This is a genomic window from Holdemanella porci (assembly GCF_019052655.1).
Classification (GTDB): domain Bacteria; phylum Bacillota_I; class Bacilli_A; order Erysipelotrichales; family Erysipelotrichaceae; genus Holdemanella; species Holdemanella hominis.
On sequence record NZ_JAHQVB010000001.1, the window covers coordinates 39,698 to 57,301 of the forward strand.

Below are 17,604 nucleotides of genomic sequence, written 5' to 3' on the forward strand. Positions count from 1 at the left end.
GTTAAAGTTTAAAAGGTAAATGACTAATAGTCTTACATGGAGGAATATTAATATGACAAAAAAAGTAGTTTTAGCAGGTGCATGTCGTACTGCTATTGGTAAAATGGGTGGAGCTTTAAGTAACACTCCAGCTGCTGAATTAGGTTCTATTGTTATTAAAGAAGCATTGAACCGTGCAGGTGTTAAACCTGAACAAGTTGACGAAGTATTAATGGGATGCGTTATCCAAGCTGCTCAAGGACAAAACGTTGCTCGTCAAGCTAGTATCAAAGCTGGTCTACCAATTGAAGTTCCTGCCGTAACATTAAACGTTGTTTGTGGATCTGGTTTGAACTGTGTTAACCAAGCTGCTGCAATGATCATGGCTGGTCAAGCTGATATCGTTGTTGCTGGTGGTATGGAAAACATGTCAATGGCACCATATGCTATGACTAAAGCACGTTTCGGTTACCGTATGAACAACGCTACTATCGTTGATACAATGGTAAATGATGCATTAACAGACGCATTCAACCACTACCACATGATGATCACTGCAGAAAACATCTGTGATCGTTGGAATTTAACTCGTGAAGAATTAGATGAATTCTCAGCTAACTCTCAACAAAAAGCTGAAAAAGCAATGGCTGAACACAAATTCGATGATGAAATCGTACCAGTTCCAGTTAAAGTTAAAAAAGATATCGTTGAATTTAAAGTGGATGAAGGACCTCGTCCAGGAACAACTGCTGAATCATTATCTAAATTACGTTGCTGCTCTGGTAAAGAAGGCGGAATGGTAACTGCTGGTAATGCTTCAGGAATCAATGATGGTGCTGCTGCAATCGTTGTTATGAGCGAAGAAAAAGCTAAAGAATTAGGTGTTACACCAATGGCTACTTGGGTACAAGGTGCATTAGCTGGTGTTGAACCAGAAGTAATGGGTATTGGACCGGTTGCTGCCACTCGTAAAGTTATGGAAAGAACTGGATTAACAGTTGATGATATGGACTTAATCGAAGCAAACGAAGCTTTCGCTGCACAATCAGTTGCTGTTGCTAGAGACTTAGGATTCGATATGAGCAAAGTTAACGTTAACGGTGGCGCCGTTGCATTAGGACACCCTGTTGGAGCTAGTGGATGCCGTATCCTAGTTACTTTACTTCACGAAATGCAAAAACGTGATGCTAAGAAAGGTTTAGCTACACTTTGCATCGGTGGTGGTATGGGTTGTGCGACTATCGTAGAACGTGACTGATTTAAATCAATAATAACTGACTACTCCTAAAAAGAGATTCAGACAAAACTGAATCTCTTTTTTCATTGTTTTAACAATTTTACTGCTATAATCTATATGAAGGAGTAACTATGAAATATAATCTACATCAAATACTATTTATTATCGCAGGCATTGCATTTATTATTACCTACCTGTTGTCAAAGAACATCACCTACATACCCTTAGGCATTTGTTTCTTTATACTATCAAGTCAAAATAAAAGAGAAGACCGTTAAGTCTTCTCTATTTTTCGATTTCCTTTAAGATGTTTTCAATCTTATTTCCCTGTTCAAGACTTGTATCTTGAATAAAGATCAATTCTGGCATCTTACGAATCTTAATTTTTTTTGCAACTTGAGAACGAATAAAACCTTTTGATTGATTTAAAACACGCATACCTGCATCGTTACGACCTTGTTTCCCAAGGAATGTAACATAGACTTTGGCTTGTGATAAATCATTTGTACACTGTACATCCGTTATCGTACAAAAACCTAAATTTGGATTTTTCAATTCAAATTGAAGAATATGTGAAATCTCTCTTTGAATTGTCATTTCCATACGTTCTGTTTTTAATGACATACTATTCTTCCACTTCCTGATCTTCGAAGCCTTCTATAATATCTCCCACTTTAATATCATTAAAGTTTTCGATTGTCATACCACATTCGTAACCATTTATAACTTCCTTAACATCATTGTCGAAACGACGTAATGATCCAAGTTTTCCTGTATAGATAACAATACCTTCACGAATCAAACGAACTTTACAGTCACGTTTCATCTTACCATCCATAACCATACACCCGGCAATTGTACCAATCTTACTTACCTTATAGATCTGACGAACATCCGCCTGACCAATGACAACTTCTTCATATACTGGTGCAAGCATACCCTTCATAGCAGCCTGTAATTCTTCAAGAGCCTTATAGATGATGTTGTGTAAACGGATTTCCACGCCTTCTTCTTCGGCTTTTTTACGAATAGCTGCACTAGGACGAATGTTGAATCCATAAATAATCGCATTTGAAGCACTTGCCAATAAGATATCTGATTCTGTAATAGTACCTACAGTTGAACGGATGACATTGATACGAACATTTCCATCAACTTCTAGCTTTTCCATACTTGCCTTTAAAGCTTCCGCAGAACCTTGAACATCGGCTTTGATCAAGACATTGATTTCTTGAACATCACCCTCATCAATTTTCTTAGCCAAATCTTCTAAAGACATAGCACTTGATGAATTACGTTCTTTTTCAATTTGTTTATCCAAACGATGACCCGCGATTTCAGCAGCCTTCTTATAGCTATCATAAGACATGAATACATCACCAGCTCTAGGAACTTCATTTAAACCAATGATTTCAACTGGACAACTTGGTTCAGCATGTTTGATTTCCATACCACGATCGTTTGTCATTTTACGAACACGACCATAACTAGTACCAACTACAACACTATCTCCCGTTTGTAATGTACCACGCTGAACTAATAATGTCGCAACTGGTCCACGACCTTTATCCAACTTGGCTTCAATTACTGTACCAGAAGCATTTGTATCTGGATTTGCTTTTAATTCTTGCATATCTGCCACTAACAACATTGTTTCCAACAATTCTGGAACACCTGTTCCCTTTTTAGCAGAAACTTGAGTAAAGATTGTATCTCCACCCCATTCTTCAGGCATAATTCCTAGTTCACTCATTTCAGACATGATACGATCTGGATTTGCGCCTGGCTTATCAATTTTATTTACCGCAACTACAATTGGAACACCCGCTGCTTTAGCATGGTCTACTGCTTCTTTTGTCTGAGGCATGACACCATCATCTGCTGCAACAACGATAATAACGATATCAGTTACTTCAGCACCACGAGCACGCATAGCTGTAAATGCTTCGTGACCTGGAGTATCTAAGAATGTTACCTTTCTTCCCTTTAAGGATACTTGGTACGCACCAATGTGCTGTGTAATACCACCAAATTCTCCTTCTGTAACATTCGCTTTACGAATTGTATCCAATAATGTTGTTTTACCATGGTCAACGTGACCCATGATTGTGACAACAGGAGGACGAGACACTAGTTTTGATTCATCTTCTTCCACATTTTGAAGTTGTTCTTCAATATCATCTTCGTCAACAACAACCTCTTTATGTACTTCCACATTGAAGTTCATACAGATCAATTCAATATCCTCATCTGACAATACTGTATTGATTGTTGACATATTTCCCATCATAAATAAGAATTTAATGATTTCAGAACTATTTTTGTGAAGCAATTGTGCTAACTGACCTACAGTAATCGCATCACTATATGTGATTTCCTTTACTACTTCTTCCTTTTTAGGTGCATTAGACTGATACGAACTCTTATGCCCTTTTCGATTTGGTTTCTTTTTGTTTTTATTGTTGTTGTTATAAGCCATCGAATCACCTAACCTTTCATCTTTTCGATAATCGCTTTGGCAAAGCCATTATCTACAATCGCAATAGCACTCATCTTTTTATAAGAAACATCATCTAATACAGATGGTTCTACCACTATATACGGCACATTGTAATATGTGCATTTATCCTGAATCTTCTTCATACGGTTTTGTCCGCATAAAGAAGATACAAGTACAAGTTTTGCTTGAGATTTTTGAATACTAACAAGTAAAGAATCACCCTTTGCTACTTTACCAGCACGATAAGCTAGCTGTATCAAATTCGTAACTTTATTCATTGGTAATGATTGCTTCTAATTCCTGATATACTTCATCAGGAATTTCAGTTTCTAAAGCCCTTTGTAAAGCCTTATTCTTTTTGGCAAGAGCCAACGTTTCTAAGCTTTTAGAAATATAAGCCCCATGCCCATTCTTTTTACCTGTCAAATCGATCTCAATTGTTTGTTCAGGTGTACGTACCACACGAATCAAATCCTTTTTTGGGAAACGTTCTTGTGTTACGACACATTTTCGCATTGGAATCTTACGCATTAAACAAACTCCTAGTCATCATAGTATTCATCATATTCTTCGTAGTCAACATCATCGTCCCAGGCATTTTCATCTTCATATTCCTGTTCTTCGATTTCTGCTAACTCTTCATCCGAATAGATTGGTTTCATATCTTCATAGTTGAATTTTTTTACTTCAACTGGTTTCTTTTCTTCTTCAACCTTTTCTTTTTTAGGTTTAGAAACTTGAGGCTCTTCTTGTTTATTTGAAGCATCTGCCATAGATTCAAACTTAGAAGTATATTCCTTTACATCGGCAGCTGTCTTTTCTTTACGATTTTGTTTCGCAATACGAGCCAATTCTTCCATTTCATCGACTTCTTTTTCTTCAATTGTATTTTCTTTTTCAAATAATGTATCTTGAGAATGTTCTTCAACAGCATCCACTTCTTCATCTTCATAAGTAAAATCAGCTACATCGATGTTTTCAATATCTGCTTCATTTGACTTTAATTCTTCAATCTTCTGTTGTTGCTTATAAGCACGTTCTTTGGCTTTCTTTTCTTCATACTCTTCTTGCATTTTCGCACTAATAGCCATGTAATCAATACCCAATTCCTGCATTTCGCTTTCCGATTTGATATCGATCTTGTGATTTGTTAATTTTACAGCCAAACGCGCATTTTTACCACGCTTACCAATTGCCAATGATAATTGATTATCTGGAACAACAACAATCAATCCGTCTTTTACATTTTCATTTGGAATCACCGCAACACCCACACTAGGGCTTAATGCATTCGCAATTAACTCACTAATGTTGTCAGACCATTCGAAGATATCGATTTTTTCACCGTTCAATTCTTCAATAATTGTCTGTACACGACTTCCACGAGGACCAATACATGCTCCAATTGGGTCGATGTTTTCATTGTGTGAATAAACGGCAATCTTACATCTTTCACCAGGATCACGAGCAATGGCTTTAATTTCAATAATTCCATTGTAGATTTCTGGAACTTCACGTTCGAATAAACGACGAACAAATACTGGAGTTGCACGAGACACTAAAACTTGAGCACCCTTTGTTTCTTTGTTGACTTCAGTAATCACAACTAATATGTTGTCGCCTTCCTTATAATGTTCTGTTGGAATCTGAGCTGATTTTTTCATCATCGCAAATGTTTTACCAATATTTACAATGACGAATTTTTCTTCAACTGTTTCAATCGTTCCTAAAACCATTTCATCGACTTTGTCACAATATTCTTCGTAAACCAATGCTTTTTCAGCTTCACGAATCTTTTGTTTCATTACGTTTTTGGCAAGTACAACAGCCGCACGATCAAAATCCGTAAAATCTACTTCTTCTCCAACCATATCACCTAATTGAATGTTTGGATTTTCTTTTTGAGCTTCTTCCAGTTCGATTTCTAATTCATCATCTTCCACTTCTTCAACAACCATACGCTCGTGATAAATGTGAATCGTTCCATCCTCAACATCCACACGAACATAAGCATCTGGAATTTCGATGTGTTTGCGGTAAGCCTTTGTCAAAGCTTCTTTTAAAGCATCTTCAACAATTTCTTTCGTTAATTGACGATCTGTTTCAATGCCCTGTAGAGCTTTTGCTAAATCTGCAACTTTAATTTTTGGTTTCATCTTTTTTCTCCTATACCTTTACAGCCGTCATAATCAGCTGAATGTTACTCTTTTCAATAGTGATCTTCTTAGTTCTTGTTTTATCACGATATGAAATCGTTACATCATTTTCTGTAGCTTCAATTAGATCACCGATGACTTGATCTAAGCCTTGTTTTGGATCTTTCATTTTGACAAAAACATATTTGCCAACTGCTCTTTGAATTTCTTCATCCGTACGAAGCTCTCTTTCCGCTCCTGGCGAACAAACTTCAAGCATGTATTCTTTGGCATACCAGTCTTTTTCATCAAGCATTGTGCCAATCGCATCTGAGCAAGTTGCACAAGTATCCAAATCCATTGTACCGTCTTCTTTTTCAACCGAAACTCTTAATAATGGTGTACCTTGATTTGTAATCCATTCTAATTCATACAAATGGCATCCATTGTCATTAAGAACTTCTTCAATCCATTCTTTAAGATTGTCCATACATTTCTCCTTAGTAGCAAAATATAAGGAGTGGTACAACCCACTCCTTGAATTTCTATACAATTTATTTATAGCACAAAAAAGCTTTTTTTGCAACTATTTGTTTTCTTCAAGCTCAACATGACGAAGAATAATCGTCTTGATTAGCTCAGCTGCAAGCTTTGGATCATCATTACATACAATATATTTGTATTGTGATACCATTTTCATTTCATTGCTAGCCTTGGCAAGACGTTGTTGAATGATTTCTTCAGGCTCAGTGCTACGACCACGAATACGTCTTTCCAATTCCTCCATTGAAGGTGGAATAATAAAGATAGAAATCGCATCCGGACACTTTTCCTGGACTTGAATCGCTCCCTGCACTTCAATTTCCAATAAGACATTCTTTCCTTCATCGCGCAAGCGATTGACTTCCTTTAAAGGTGTTCCATAATAGTTTCCGACAAACTCGGCCCACTCTAAAAGTCCACCTTCTTGAATGGCTTTTTCAAAATCTTCACGTGTTGAGAAGAAATAATCTCTTCCATCCACTTCTCCAGCACGTGGTTTACGTGTTGTCATTGATGTGGAATACGCTAAATTTAGGCGTTCATCTGTTTCAAAATATTTTCGAATTGTCCCTTTACCAACACCACTAGGACCGCTCAAAATGATTAATAGACCTCTTTGCATGACAATCTTGCTCTCCCTCTTTTCATCCATTTTACAAGTCCAAACCATGTGTGTCAAATTTAATTTAACTATGTTATAATTCTTATCAGACTAAGGAGGTCCACTATGGCTATTGACGGATTATTTTTATACAATATTCAAGAAAAATTAAACGCATATACCCCATGTAAAATTGGTAAAATACAAAATATCAGCGATGAAGAAATATTGATTCATCTACACACACGAAATGAAGGAAACCAAAAGCTTGTCATTAATGTACATTCCAACACAAACCGTGTATATATCGCAAACTTTGTTCCTGGCATTCAACCAGAACCATCCAACTTTGTAATGGTCTTAAGAAAGCTCTGCTCACAAGCCATTGTCGAATCTTTTGAACAAGTTGGCTATGACCGCATTTTATGTTTACACTTATCTTGTCGCAATGAATTTCAAGACCTTGTGAAATACGATCTAAATATCGAACTCATGGGAAAATACGCCAATATGATTTTAGTCAAAGATGGCGTAATTGTAGATGCATTAAAACGGATTCCTGTATATGAAAATGCCAAACGATTCATCCATCCAGGCGCAAAGTATGTAGCTCCTGCTCAACCGGAAAAGAAAAATCCGTTTGAGATTCAAGATATCGATTTAGATCAAAGTCTTGTTAAACAGATCTATGGCTTTTCACCATTACTATCCAATGAATTTATGTATCGCATAAAAAACAACGAAAAATACATCAATATATTAAATGAACTTATTACTTCTAACACTTTATATATCTATCAAAAAGATTTTCATTGTATTGAACTCAAACATTTAAATGAACAACCAAATACCTATACGATCATGGAAGGGCTAAATCATTTATATGAAGAAGATGAACAAAAAAAGCGGATCAAAGAACAATATGGCGATATTATTCGTACTGTAGAAAAGGAAAAATTGAAACAAACAAAAAAGCTTCCAAAGCTAGAACAAGCCTTAGAAGATGGAAAAGACTATCATAAATATCAAGAATATGGTGATTTGATCTTTGCGTATATGTACCAGATTCAAAAAGAAAAAACAATTGTATTACCTTCTTTTGAAACCAATGAAGATGTAACAATTCCAATTGATATGCGTTACGATCTAAAAACAAATGCGAATAAATATTATCAGAAATATCATAAGATGAAACGTAGTTTAGTGATCTTAGAAGAACAAATTGAACAATGTAAACAAGATATTGAATACTATACACAACTCGAAGAACAGCTTCAATACTGCAGTGTCTTTGATGCTGGGGAAATTCGAGAGGAACTTGTTAAACAACGTGTATTGATGCCTAAAAAGGACAATAAACGTAAAAAGAAGAACAATAAGCCAAATGTCCTTCATTTAGAATTTGATGATTGTGAAATCTATGTAGGTAAAAACAACATTCAAAATAACTATGTGACACACCAAGTCTCTAGAAAGAACGATTTATGGTTCCATGTGAAAGACTATCACGGTTCGCACGTACTATTAAAGAGTGAAGACTTTACCGAACCACAAATTCGATTATGTGCAATGTTAGCCGCGTATTACTCAAAAGGTAAAGATTCAAGTTCCGTACCCGTAGATTATTGTTTGATCTCACAAATTAAAAAGGTACCTGGATCTAAGATTGGTTTTGTGACAATGAAATCCAATAAGACCATTTATATTGACCCAGATGAAAATTATTTATTAGAAATCATTAAAAATCATCAAATAAAGTAAAAGAGATGGAAAATTCCATCTCTTTCTTTTATCCTTTTACTTCGACTGTAGAACCATCAGGACCCGGTGTGTTTTTCAAGTAATCAATGATTTCTTGACGCTTCTCCGCTTTACAAGGCTTACATGCGATATGATCCATATCACCTGTTACCAAGGCTTCAGCCATACCACTACATCCAGGGAATCCACAACCTCCACAGTTATATCCAGGTAGTAATGATGTTACTTTTTCTACACGTACATCTGCTTCTACTTTTAAATATTTGTCGGCAACACCTAAACCTAAGCCAAGTACTGCACCAAGTACAAGCATCATAATTACGGCTACGATTACCATATTTATTCTCCCTTCACTTGATTGTGAGCTGGATTGTTTGTACAGGCATAATCCTTACATCCATCACAATCCGCTTTTAAATCTTCACACCCTTCAGGTTTGGGTGTTTTTTTATTCATTAAGTACAAAACAATATAGATAGCGACTAATGCGCCAAAGAACAATATTGCCAATAAGTATTTCATTATACAATTCCTGTAAAGCAAGAGAAAGCCATAGCCATGATGGCAGCCACAATCAATGCGATTGGATTCCCAACAAAGGCATTTGGAACTTCACTTTGTTCTAGTCTTTCACGAATTGTAGAGAAAATGAATAATACAAGGGCAAATCCTAATGGAGTACCGATTGAGTATACTAACATTTGTGCAAAATTATAACTACTAGAAATATTTACTAAACATACATTTAAAACAACACAGTTTGTCGTAATCAATGGTAAGTAAACACCTAATGATTTATAAAGTGCTGGACTTGTCTTTTTAATGAACATTTCTGTTAATTGAACTAAAGAAGCGATTACCAAGATAAATGTAATCAAATCCATAAATTCAAGTTGTAAAGGTACAAGTACTAAATAATAAAGTGCATATGTAACAAGTGCTGCAACAACGATAACGAAGACAACGGCAACACCCATACCGATTGCTGAGCTTTTCTTTTTAGAAACACCCATGAATGGGCACATACCTAAGAATTGAGTTAAGATAACGTTGTTAACTAAAACACTCGTTACTAAAAGTGCCATTAATTCACCCATCTTACTTTTCCTCCTTCGCTGCAGCCTCTTCTTTTGCTGTTACATGTTGTTTATAAGCACCAACAGCAGCGGCTAAAACCGCAAATGTAATGAAGGCTCCAACACTAGATCCAAAGATACTCACTGTGAAGTCTTCGGGAATAATGTGTAAGTTTAACCAAACTTGCGCTTCGTTAAATGGATTTACCACTTTGATTCCACCTGTTGAAATCAATTCACGAATAAATGACATCGCTAATACTGCTAGAGTATATCCTAGACCCATTCCTAAACCATCAAGAGCTGAATCTAAAACACCGTTTTTACTTGCGAAAGCTTCTGCACGCCCCAAGATGATACAGTTAACTACAATCAACGGAATGAATACACCTAAACTTGTATTTAAACTTGGCGCATAGGCTTGAATCAACATTTGAATGATTTTTACCAATGTGGCGATGATGACAATATAAACGGGAATACGAATTTCATCTGGCGTAATTTTACGAACACATGAAATAATCACGTTGGACATGATTAATACGATAATAACACTAACACCCATACCAATCGCATTGTTTACAGTTGTAGTGATGGCTAGTGTTGAACAAATTCCTAAGAACAATGAGAATACTGGGTTATCTTTTATTAAACCCGCTTTAAAGTTTTCAAAACGATTCATCTAGATAACCTCCTTACTTTAATGTATCGACAAGTTTTGCCGCTTCATGAATACCACTAACAACAGGACCAGAAGAAACAGTCGCACCAGAAATTGTATCCAATTCACCAGTCGCATTTTTTCCTTCTAGAGATTTCTTAAATGGAGCTTCTGTTACTTTCGAACCTAAGCCCTTAGTATCTCCATTGCTGATGGCATTGTATTTGTCGATTTTCTTACTGTCTTTATCAATAGAAACTAAGAATACTGTTCCTTCTTTATATCCACTTACACTCATGTTAAAGATATAAACGTTTTTATATTCATAAACCTTTTGAACTGTATTAGAATCCAATGTTGCATCGACCACTTTAAAATCATTTGCGTTCGCATCTGGATACATAGCTAATAATGATTCTTTTTCTTGTTTTTCATTATTTGCAGCAATAACAGGGGCAGTCATTTGATTCGCAAATGCCAAGGCACCACCTGCAACGGCTGAAACAATAGCCAAGAATAAACCTAAATGTACGATCTTGTTCATAGTGTTACCTCCACTGTTTCAACAACAGCTGCAGTTTCAGGAACAGCATCTACCTTTTGAATGGAACTAGCTGCATAGAAGCTTATAGCTAAACCAATCAAAGCTAGACATGCACAAACAATTCTTGATTTTTTTACCAATTCCAATTGTTTTCCATCGAAATAAGATTCGATCCAAGGTGTAAACATATTCATCAATAAGATGGAATATAAGCATCCTTCTGGAAGATTTGCTTTTAAACGAACTAAAGTTGTTAAAATTGCTGCACCCATCGCAAATACAACACGACCACTTGCACTTGTTGGACTAGTGACTGGATCTGTCAACATAAATACAGCACCAAAAATAACACCACCAGTTAATAAGTGTAATAATGGATACCAAATAACAGCTGGAATTCCATGGTATGAATCAATGCCTGTAATAGCCGCTACAACGGCTGTTAATACAAAGATTGTCCCTAAATAAACAACGGGAACTCTCCAATCAATAATTTGACGAACCGCAAGTAGTACACCAATAATCAAAATCAAGATTGAGAATGTTTCACCAATAGATCCAGGATATGTACCTAAAGCTAGACCTGCAAAGCCTCCATATTGAGACAAGAATGAATCCAATACAGTTGCATTGCTTGGTAACCAATGGTATGTGCTCGCAATCACTGTTGTTGGTGTTGCTTGTGAAATTAGGCCGACACTCACACCTGTAAAAGCTTGTAGAATCACAGCACGTCCTACAGCTGCAGGGTTAAAGATGTTTTGTCCAAAACCACCAAATAATAATTTCGCAAGTACAATTGCGAATACTGTCGCAATAATAACTGCATAACAAGACATATTCACAGGTACCATTAAAGTTAAAATGATAGCTGTTACCCATCCAAATGAGCTCTTTAAGAAAGTTTTAACATCTTTCTTCATAATCTTTGCGAAAATGGATTCGCAAACGAATGTAGTAATTAAAGAACAAGCTAATAAAAGAACACAATGTAAAGCAGCACTAGCTCCCCATGCAGAGGCATAGTAAATAACGGCTGCTGCAAACACAACAAGTAAACTTAAAGATAATTCTTTCATGATACGTTGTGTTGACAAGTTATTCTTAATGCTTGGACTTACATGAAAAGTAAATTTCATTTGAATCCTCCCTACTTTTTCTTAAGCATAACAATACGTTTTGCCTTACGAACATTTTCAGTTACATCGATATGAGATGGACAAATATATGTACACATTCCACATTCGATACAACTCATAACGCCACGTTTTGACATTTCGTCAACGTCATTGGCTTTTAATGCAGCTGTAATTCTTACTGGCTGTAAACCACTTGGACAATGATCACTACATTTACCACAACGTAAACATGCGATCGCATCATCGTTTGCAGCTGGAAGTACAGTTAATGCATTCATAGCACGATCAACGACGAACATATCATTGACAATGGTTTTACCCATCATAGGTCCACCTGAAATCAAGCGGACAGTATCTTGTGTATATCCACCACAAGCTTCGATGATTTCACTAACAGGCATACCAACTGGTACACATACGTTATGAGGATCTTTTACGCATTCACCACTAACCGTTAGATTCTTTTGTGTGATGGCTTCTCCTTTTTCAAAGGCTTTCGCAATCGCGATGGCACTTGAAGCATTTCCAATGATAGCACCCGCTTCTGCAGGTAATCCACCATATTCTTTATGTAATACTTCACGCACTAAAACACGTTCCCAACCCATTGGATACACATCAGGGACTGGACGAACCTCAACTCCAGCCGCATCTGTCAATACAGATTTTACTTTTTCAATTAAATCTGGGTGAGATTCTTTGATACAAATGTAAACCGTTTTGGCTTCAGCCATTTTCTTCATGATTTTTGCACCTGTAACTAAATCTTTGGCATCATCCATGACAGATCGGTAATCGGCTGTGATATATGGTTCACATTCAACGGCATTGATCAATACATAATCAACTCCATCTGGTTTCATATATTTTACATAGGTTGGGAAACCAGCTCCACCTAAACCAACAATACCTGCATTCTTTACAAAATCAACACACTCTTGGCGAGTAGCACTTTGCCAGTCTAATGGCGCAAAAGATTGAACTTTCGTTTGTTTAAAATCGCATTCAATCACCATGTGATTTTGTGGACGCAAAGAATTGTGCATACGCTTAACAATTCCTTTGTAAGTTCCAGAAACACTTGAATAAATTGGCACATAAAAACCTGACTTTGTTTCAGCCAGTTTTGTTCCAACCGATACAGTATCGCCCTCTTCGACAAGAATATCAAAGTCTAAAGTACGGCCTGCAACCAAAGGAATATAGACTTCCTTTTTAGGCATAAGATGTAATAATTCAGACTTTTCTGTCAATTCTTTTTTACCAGGGATATGCTGTCTCATTGGTCCTAAAAATAGTGACATATAAATCCTACCTCCCATTTATACTTTTTAATCATAGGCCTTTTTTTTCACAAGTTCAAGAATTTTTTGACAATTTCCCATAATTCAGGTAAGTACTTACATTTACATTAAATGGAAAACATTTTATAATACTTTTATGCAAAAAAATAAATCCATTCTATCCTGGCTGGTAATATCCGTATGCTTTCTAATCTTTATTAGTTCCGTTATATTCTTTGTTCAAAATAAAGGTAATGAAACAACAGAAAACCTAAATGTTACATTAACAGATGTTGGCTTTGACACGCCCATCACTCTAAATTGCTCATGTTCACAAGCCGATTTTGCCAAGTATACAAAGATTATAAGAAAGACATTTAAAGAAAACAATAAACGCTTTGACCAGTACCACGCCTATAAAAATATAAATAACCTATATACATTAAATCATGAAGCTTATAATCATCCGATTCAAATGGATGAAACCTTTATAGATTGTTTAAAACTAGCCATGCAGATGCAGTCTGAAAACTCACAATTTGATATCAGCCAAGGTGCACTTTTAAATCTATGGCATGAGGCTAGAGAAAACACGCAAATCCCTCCAAGTGATGACAAGATTCAAGAAGCTTTAAATCATATTGACTTAGATAAAATTCAAATATCAGGTCATGAAGTATCTTATTTAGATCCAAAACTATCCATCGATCTTGGTGCCATTGCCAAAGGATATACCGCTCAACTTGCCAAAGAAGCATTAAATAAAGCTGGCCTAACCAATGGATATATCAATGCGGGAGGTAATGTTGTCTTACTTGGCGAAAAAGAAGATGGCACAAATTGGAAGATTGGTATTCAAAGTCCAGATGCAAGTGATGCCCTAGTTCAATATTCAACAAAAAAAGCCACTTGTTTAGTTACAAGTGGAGATTACCAAAGATATTTTACATATAAGAATAAAAAATATTCCCATATCATTGATCCTAAAACCGGTTATCCTGCAAACTATGTTCGAAGTGTAACCGTCATCACAAAAGATTCAGGCAAGGCCGACGCCTTAAGTACAACGTTGTTCTGTATGAGTGTTGAAGATGGAAAGAAATATTTATCCACACTGGATTATGATGTACAAGCCATATGGATCGTAGATAAAGATAGTGATGTTTCATCGGATTTAGAAACAAAAGATTATAAAATCATCACAACTGATAAAATAAAAAACAGAGTAACTCTTGTCGATTAGAGTTACTCTTTTCATTTACATATTAGTCATGTAATACGTGGTTACAACGATCACACAATCCATCTTCATTATCAGATTCAGTATAGTTCCAGCAACGAGGACATACATGACCTGTAGCCTTTTCTACTTGTACCTGACAAACTTCAAATTGTTCTAATTCATCCGTTGTGAATGTGACTTTAGATACAATAAACCATTGTGCTGCATTACTTAATACACGATCCATAATTTCTTTTTGTGCATCACTTACATGTAATACGACATGTGCTTCTAATGATTTACCAATTAAACCTTCAGCACGTGCATTTTCTAATGCTTTGAAGACATCCTTACGAACTTTAAATAATTCTTCCATATCCACTTTGATCTTTTCAACATCAAAATCCAATTCTAGATCCTTGAATGTCGTTAAGTGAATACTTTCGGCATCAAAGTGCATGTAGTCATTGACTTCTTCACAAGTATGAGCCAAGATTGGAGCCCACAATTTAGTCATCACTTCAACAGCATTATAAAGTACAGTTTGAACTTGACGACGAACTGGTGCATCTTCTTTTTCAATATAAAGAATGTCCTTCGTGTAATCTAAGTAGTAAGCGGATAATTCATTTGTCATTAAGTTTGTCAAATATGTAACAACATCGGAGAAACGATATTCATTATAAGCTTTTCTACAGAAATCTACAGCATCCTTTAATTCGGTTAAAATATATTGATCCAATTCACTTAATTCATTGAAGTTTACACAATCTTTGGCAGTAAATTTTTGATCATCTAAGTTTGCCATTAAGAAACGCAATGTATTACGTACTTTACGATAGTTTTCACTGACTTGTTTCAAAATCTTTTGACCCATTGAAACATCCGCTTGATAATCTACGCTACAAGCCCATAAACGTAAGATATCTGCACCATATTTCTTTGTGATTTCACTAGGAGCTACGGCATTCCATTGTGATTTAGACATCTTAACTCCCTTTTCGTCCATAACGAAACCATGTGATAAAACTTGTTTGTATGGAGCTTTACCATGAACGGCAGTACCAACAATCAAACTAGAGTTGAACCAACCACGATATTGGTCACTTCCTTCAAAATATAAGTCAGCAGGATAGCCCAAACCACGATCCATCATAGCGCCTGTATGACTTGATCCTGAGTCAAACCAAACATCCATAGTATCTGTTTCTTTACGGAAGATACCATTTGGTGAATGTTCATTTGTATACCCTTCTGGTAATAAATCTTTAACGTCTCTTTCAAACCAAACGTTTGATCCATATTCACTAACTAATTTGGCTACATGATCAAAAATAGCTTGATCCATAATTGGAGTATCGTCTTCTCCATAAATAATAGGAATTGGAACACCCCAAGCACGTTGACGAGAAATACACCAGTCATTACGATCAGCAATCATATTGTGCATACGTTGTTCACCCCAAGCAGGTACCCAAGATACAGAGTGAATTTGTTCTAACAGTTCATCACGAATTTGATCAATTGACGCAAACCATTGTGTTGTAGCACGGAAAATAATAGGCTTTTTAGTTCGCCAGTCATGTGGATAAGAGTGGGTAATGAATTGAAGTTTTAATAATACACCCAATTCATCTAATTTTTGAGTGACTGTCTTGTTGGCATCTTCCACATATTGGCCGGCAAGCCATTCACCAACATCATCCATCATGCATCCTTGTGCATCAACGTTACAATATACTGGTAAACCATATTTCATACCAATGTTAAAGTCATCCACACCAAATCCAGGTGCTGTATGAACACATCCAGTACCAGCATCAGCTGTTACGTGATCTCCGCACATCAATAAACTTTCTCTTTCTGGATACAATGGGTGTGTACATGTAATGTATTCGAATTCTTTTCCTTTGAAAGTCTTTAAAACATCACGTTTTTCAACTTCAAACTTATCACATAATTCTTCAACCATGCTTGAAAGCATAATCAATTTTCCCTTTTCTGTATCCACTAATGAATAGTCAAAATCAGGATTTACACTAATTCCTAAGTTTGCAGGAATTGTCCAAGGTGTTGTTGTCCAAATCACAAAATTGCAGTCTGTTTCCAATACACCTTTTCCGTCTTTAACAGCAAATTTAACATAAATAGTTGGGCTCTTTACATCTTTATATTCAACTTCTGCCTCCGCTAAAGCTGATTCACTACTTGGTGACCAATATACTGGTTTTAATCCTTTGTAGATTAAACCTTTCATGGCCATCTTTCCAAAGATTTCGATCTGGTGTTTTTCAAAACCCTTTTGAAGAGTGATATATGGATGATCATAATCTCCAATCGATCCTAGGCTTAAGAATCCTGCTTTTTGATTGGCTACTTGTTTTAAAGCATAGTCGTAACAGATTTTTCTAAATTCAGCAATTCCCATTTTCTTACGGTCATACCCCAATTTAGTCACAGCGGTTTCAATTGGTAAACCATGTGTATCCCATCCTGGAATATATGGTGTGTTGTATCCTTCCATAAAGTGAGATTTTACAATGACATCTTTTAACACCTTATTTAAGGCATGTCCTAAGTGGATGTCACCATTTGCGTAAGGAGGACCATCATGTAATACAAATGATTCTGCTCCTTTTCTTCTTTCTAACATCTTTTCATACAATTTTTCATCTTGCCAGCGTTTTTGGAAACCAGGCTCTTTTTTAGTCAAATTTCCACGCATTTCAAATGCCGTTTTAGGCATATGAAGTGTTTCTTTGTAGTCCATACTTTATCTCCTTTTCCAAATAAAAAAACGTCCTTATAAAAGGACGTAATAAACACGCGGTACCACCTTAATTCATAGTTTTCACTATGCACTTTCATGAGATAACGGCTCAACCGGATCAAACTACTATCATTTCATAAGATCAGCTCAAAA

General features: G+C 36.0%; 18 protein-coding genes and 1 other annotated feature (1 of these 19 running past the window's edge). Of the genes, 3 read left to right on the plus strand and 15 right to left on the minus strand.

Annotated features, from left to right (window positions below; all coding sequences use genetic code 11):
* The first annotated feature begins 52 nt into the window (after positions 1–52).
* Positions 53–1,237 (plus strand): acetyl-CoA C-acetyltransferase, encoded by a 1,185-nt coding sequence (locus tag KTQ83_RS00210; protein WP_117923889.1) that lies wholly within the window; start codon positions 53–55, stop codon positions 1,235–1,237.
* 264 nt (positions 1,238–1,501) lie between these two features.
* On the opposite strand, the gene rbfA is transcribed toward KTQ83_RS00210, so the two are convergent.
* From rbfA to gmk, 7 genes are all read right to left on the minus strand, one after another.
* Entirely contained in the window at positions 1,502–1,840 is a 339-nt protein-coding gene (gene rbfA / locus KTQ83_RS00215) for a 30S ribosome-binding factor RbfA (protein ID WP_186998417.1), read from the minus strand.
* Position 1,841: 1 nt separating this feature from the next.
* A complete protein-coding gene (gene infB / locus KTQ83_RS00220; protein ID WP_186998418.1) occupies positions 1,842–3,695 on the minus strand; it encodes a translation initiation factor IF-2 in 1,854 nt (617 codons plus the stop codon).
* Between the two features lie 8 nt (positions 3,696–3,703).
* Positions 3,704–3,994, minus strand: a complete 291-nt coding sequence (locus KTQ83_RS00225) for a L7Ae/L30e/S12e/Gadd45 family ribosomal protein (protein ID WP_117923883.1) — start codon at positions 3,992–3,994, stop codon at positions 3,704–3,706.
* Entirely contained in the window at positions 3,987–4,247 is a 261-nt protein-coding gene (rnpM, locus tag KTQ83_RS00230) for an RNase P modulator RnpM (protein ID WP_117571801.1), read from the minus strand. The genes KTQ83_RS00225 and rnpM overlap by 8 nt, the downstream gene beginning before the upstream one ends.
* 11 nt (positions 4,248–4,258) lie before the next feature.
* Positions 4,259–5,872 (minus strand): transcription termination factor NusA, encoded by a 1,614-nt coding sequence (gene nusA / locus KTQ83_RS00235; protein ID WP_244975704.1) that lies wholly within the window; start codon positions 5,870–5,872, stop codon positions 4,259–4,261.
* Between the two features lie 10 nt (positions 5,873–5,882).
* Positions 5,883–6,341: a ribosome maturation factor RimP gene (locus KTQ83_RS00240; RefSeq protein ID WP_117923879.1), complete on the minus strand. Its 459-nt coding sequence runs from the start codon at positions 6,339–6,341 to the stop codon at positions 5,883–5,885.
* 96 nt (positions 6,342–6,437) lie between these two features.
* Positions 6,438–7,016 carry a guanylate kinase gene (gene gmk / locus KTQ83_RS00245; RefSeq protein WP_117923877.1) on the minus strand — a complete coding sequence of 193 codons (579 nt, stop codon included), beginning with the start codon at positions 7,014–7,016 and terminating at the stop codon, positions 6,438–6,440.
* 105 nt (positions 7,017–7,121) lie between these two features.
* Here gmk and KTQ83_RS00250 point away from each other — a divergent pair, with 105 nt between their 5' ends.
* Positions 7,122–8,756 (plus strand): Rqc2 family fibronectin-binding protein, encoded by a 1,635-nt coding sequence (locus KTQ83_RS00250; RefSeq protein WP_217255766.1) that lies wholly within the window; start codon positions 7,122–7,124, stop codon positions 8,754–8,756.
* Positions 8,757–8,784: 28 nt separating this feature from the next.
* Here KTQ83_RS00250 and KTQ83_RS00255 read toward each other — a convergent pair whose 3' ends face one another.
* From KTQ83_RS00255 to KTQ83_RS00285, 7 genes are read right to left on the minus strand one after another with little or no spacing between them, the layout of a single operon-like run.
* Positions 8,785–9,093 carry a (Fe-S)-binding protein gene (locus KTQ83_RS00255; protein ID WP_117923873.1) on the minus strand — a complete coding sequence of 103 codons (309 nt, stop codon included), beginning with the start codon at positions 9,091–9,093 and terminating at the stop codon, positions 8,785–8,787.
* Between the two features lie 2 nt (positions 9,094–9,095).
* The gene (locus KTQ83_RS00260) at positions 9,096–9,278 is read right to left on the minus strand and encodes a hypothetical protein (protein WP_117923871.1); all 183 of its coding nucleotides are present in this window, start codon (positions 9,276–9,278) and stop codon (positions 9,096–9,098) included.
* On the minus strand, positions 9,278–9,853 hold the full coding sequence (locus tag KTQ83_RS00265) for an electron transport complex protein RnfA (protein WP_117923869.1): 576 nt from the start codon (positions 9,851–9,853) through the stop codon (positions 9,278–9,280). Before KTQ83_RS00265 ends, KTQ83_RS00260 begins: the two co-directional genes overlap by 1 nt.
* 1 nt (position 9,854) lies before the next feature.
* Entirely contained in the window at positions 9,855–10,514 is a 660-nt protein-coding gene (gene rsxE, locus KTQ83_RS00270) for an electron transport complex subunit RsxE (RefSeq protein WP_117571603.1), read from the minus strand.
* A 13-nt stretch (positions 10,515–10,527) separates the two neighbouring features.
* On the minus strand, positions 10,528–11,037 hold the full coding sequence (locus tag KTQ83_RS00275; RefSeq protein WP_117923867.1) for an RnfABCDGE type electron transport complex subunit G: 510 nt from the start codon (positions 11,035–11,037) through the stop codon (positions 10,528–10,530).
* A complete protein-coding gene (locus KTQ83_RS00280) occupies positions 11,034–12,176 on the minus strand; it encodes an RnfABCDGE type electron transport complex subunit D (RefSeq protein ID WP_217255767.1) in 1,143 nt (380 codons plus the stop codon). The genes KTQ83_RS00275 and KTQ83_RS00280 overlap by 4 nt, the downstream gene beginning before the upstream one ends.
* A gap of 11 nt (positions 12,177–12,187) precedes the next feature.
* Positions 12,188–13,480 carry an RnfABCDGE type electron transport complex subunit C gene (locus KTQ83_RS00285; RefSeq protein ID WP_154555209.1) on the minus strand — a complete coding sequence of 431 codons (1,293 nt, stop codon included), beginning with the start codon at positions 13,478–13,480 and terminating at the stop codon, positions 12,188–12,190.
* 136 nt (positions 13,481–13,616) lie between these two features.
* On the opposite strand from KTQ83_RS00285, the gene KTQ83_RS00290 reads away from it, so the two are divergent.
* Complete coding sequence (locus KTQ83_RS00290) at positions 13,617–14,702, plus strand: FAD:protein FMN transferase (protein ID WP_217255768.1); 1,086 nt, start codon at positions 13,617–13,619, stop codon at positions 14,700–14,702.
* Between the two features lie 22 nt (positions 14,703–14,724).
* On the opposite strand, the gene ileS is transcribed toward KTQ83_RS00290, so the two are convergent.
* A complete protein-coding gene (gene ileS, locus KTQ83_RS00295) occupies positions 14,725–17,451 on the minus strand; it encodes an isoleucine--tRNA ligase (protein ID WP_217255769.1) in 2,727 nt (908 codons plus the stop codon).
* 36 nt (positions 17,452–17,487) lie between these two features.
* Positions 17,488–17,604: a binding site (T-box leader), on the minus strand; it runs 96 nt beyond the window's last position.

Excerpts from the sequence above, each read along its gene's own strand:
- KTQ83_RS00210 (WP_117923889.1), top strand. The coding sequence starts at position 53 with ATGACAAAAAAAGTAGTTTTAGCAGGTGCATGTCGTACTGCTATTGGT.
- rbfA (WP_186998417.1), bottom strand. The coding sequence starts at position 1,840 with ATGTCATTAAAAACAGAACGTATGGAAATGACAATTCAAAGAGAGATT.
- infB (WP_186998418.1), bottom strand. The coding sequence starts at position 3,695 with ATGGCTTATAACAACAACAATAAAAACAAAAAGAAACCAAATCGAAAA.
- KTQ83_RS00225 (WP_117923883.1), bottom strand. The coding sequence starts at position 3,994 with ATGAATAAAGTTACGAATTTGATACAGCTAGCTTATCGTGCTGGTAAA.
- rnpM (WP_117571801.1), bottom strand. The coding sequence starts at position 4,247 with ATGCGTAAGATTCCAATGCGAAAATGTGTCGTAACACAAGAACGTTTC.
- nusA (WP_244975704.1), bottom strand. The coding sequence starts at position 5,872 with ATGAAACCAAAAATTAAAGTTGCAGATTTAGCAAAAGCTCTACAGGGC.
- KTQ83_RS00240 (WP_117923879.1), bottom strand. The coding sequence starts at position 6,341 with ATGGACAATCTTAAAGAATGGATTGAAGAAGTTCTTAATGACAATGGA.
- gmk (WP_117923877.1), bottom strand. The coding sequence starts at position 7,016 with ATGCAAAGAGGTCTATTAATCATTTTGAGCGGTCCTAGTGGTGTTGGT.
- KTQ83_RS00250 (WP_217255766.1), top strand. The coding sequence starts at position 7,122 with ATGGCTATTGACGGATTATTTTTATACAATATTCAAGAAAAATTAAAC.
- KTQ83_RS00255 (WP_117923873.1), bottom strand. The coding sequence starts at position 9,093 with ATGGTAATCGTAGCCGTAATTATGATGCTTGTACTTGGTGCAGTACTT.
- KTQ83_RS00260 (WP_117923871.1), bottom strand. The coding sequence starts at position 9,278 with ATGAAATACTTATTGGCAATATTGTTCTTTGGCGCATTAGTCGCTATC.
- KTQ83_RS00265 (WP_117923869.1), bottom strand. The coding sequence starts at position 9,853 with ATGGGTGAATTAATGGCACTTTTAGTAACGAGTGTTTTAGTTAACAAC.
- rsxE (WP_117571603.1), bottom strand. The coding sequence starts at position 10,514 with ATGAATCGTTTTGAAAACTTTAAAGCGGGTTTAATAAAAGATAACCCA.
- KTQ83_RS00275 (WP_117923867.1), bottom strand. The coding sequence starts at position 11,037 with ATGAACAAGATCGTACATTTAGGTTTATTCTTGGCTATTGTTTCAGCC.
- KTQ83_RS00280 (WP_217255767.1), bottom strand. The coding sequence starts at position 12,176 with ATGAAATTTACTTTTCATGTAAGTCCAAGCATTAAGAATAACTTGTCA.
- KTQ83_RS00285 (WP_154555209.1), bottom strand. The coding sequence starts at position 13,480 with ATGTCACTATTTTTAGGACCAATGAGACAGCATATCCCTGGTAAAAAA.
- KTQ83_RS00290 (WP_217255768.1), top strand. The coding sequence starts at position 13,617 with ATGCAAAAAAATAAATCCATTCTATCCTGGCTGGTAATATCCGTATGC.
- ileS (WP_217255769.1), bottom strand. The coding sequence starts at position 17,451 with ATGGACTACAAAGAAACACTTCATATGCCTAAAACGGCATTTGAAATG.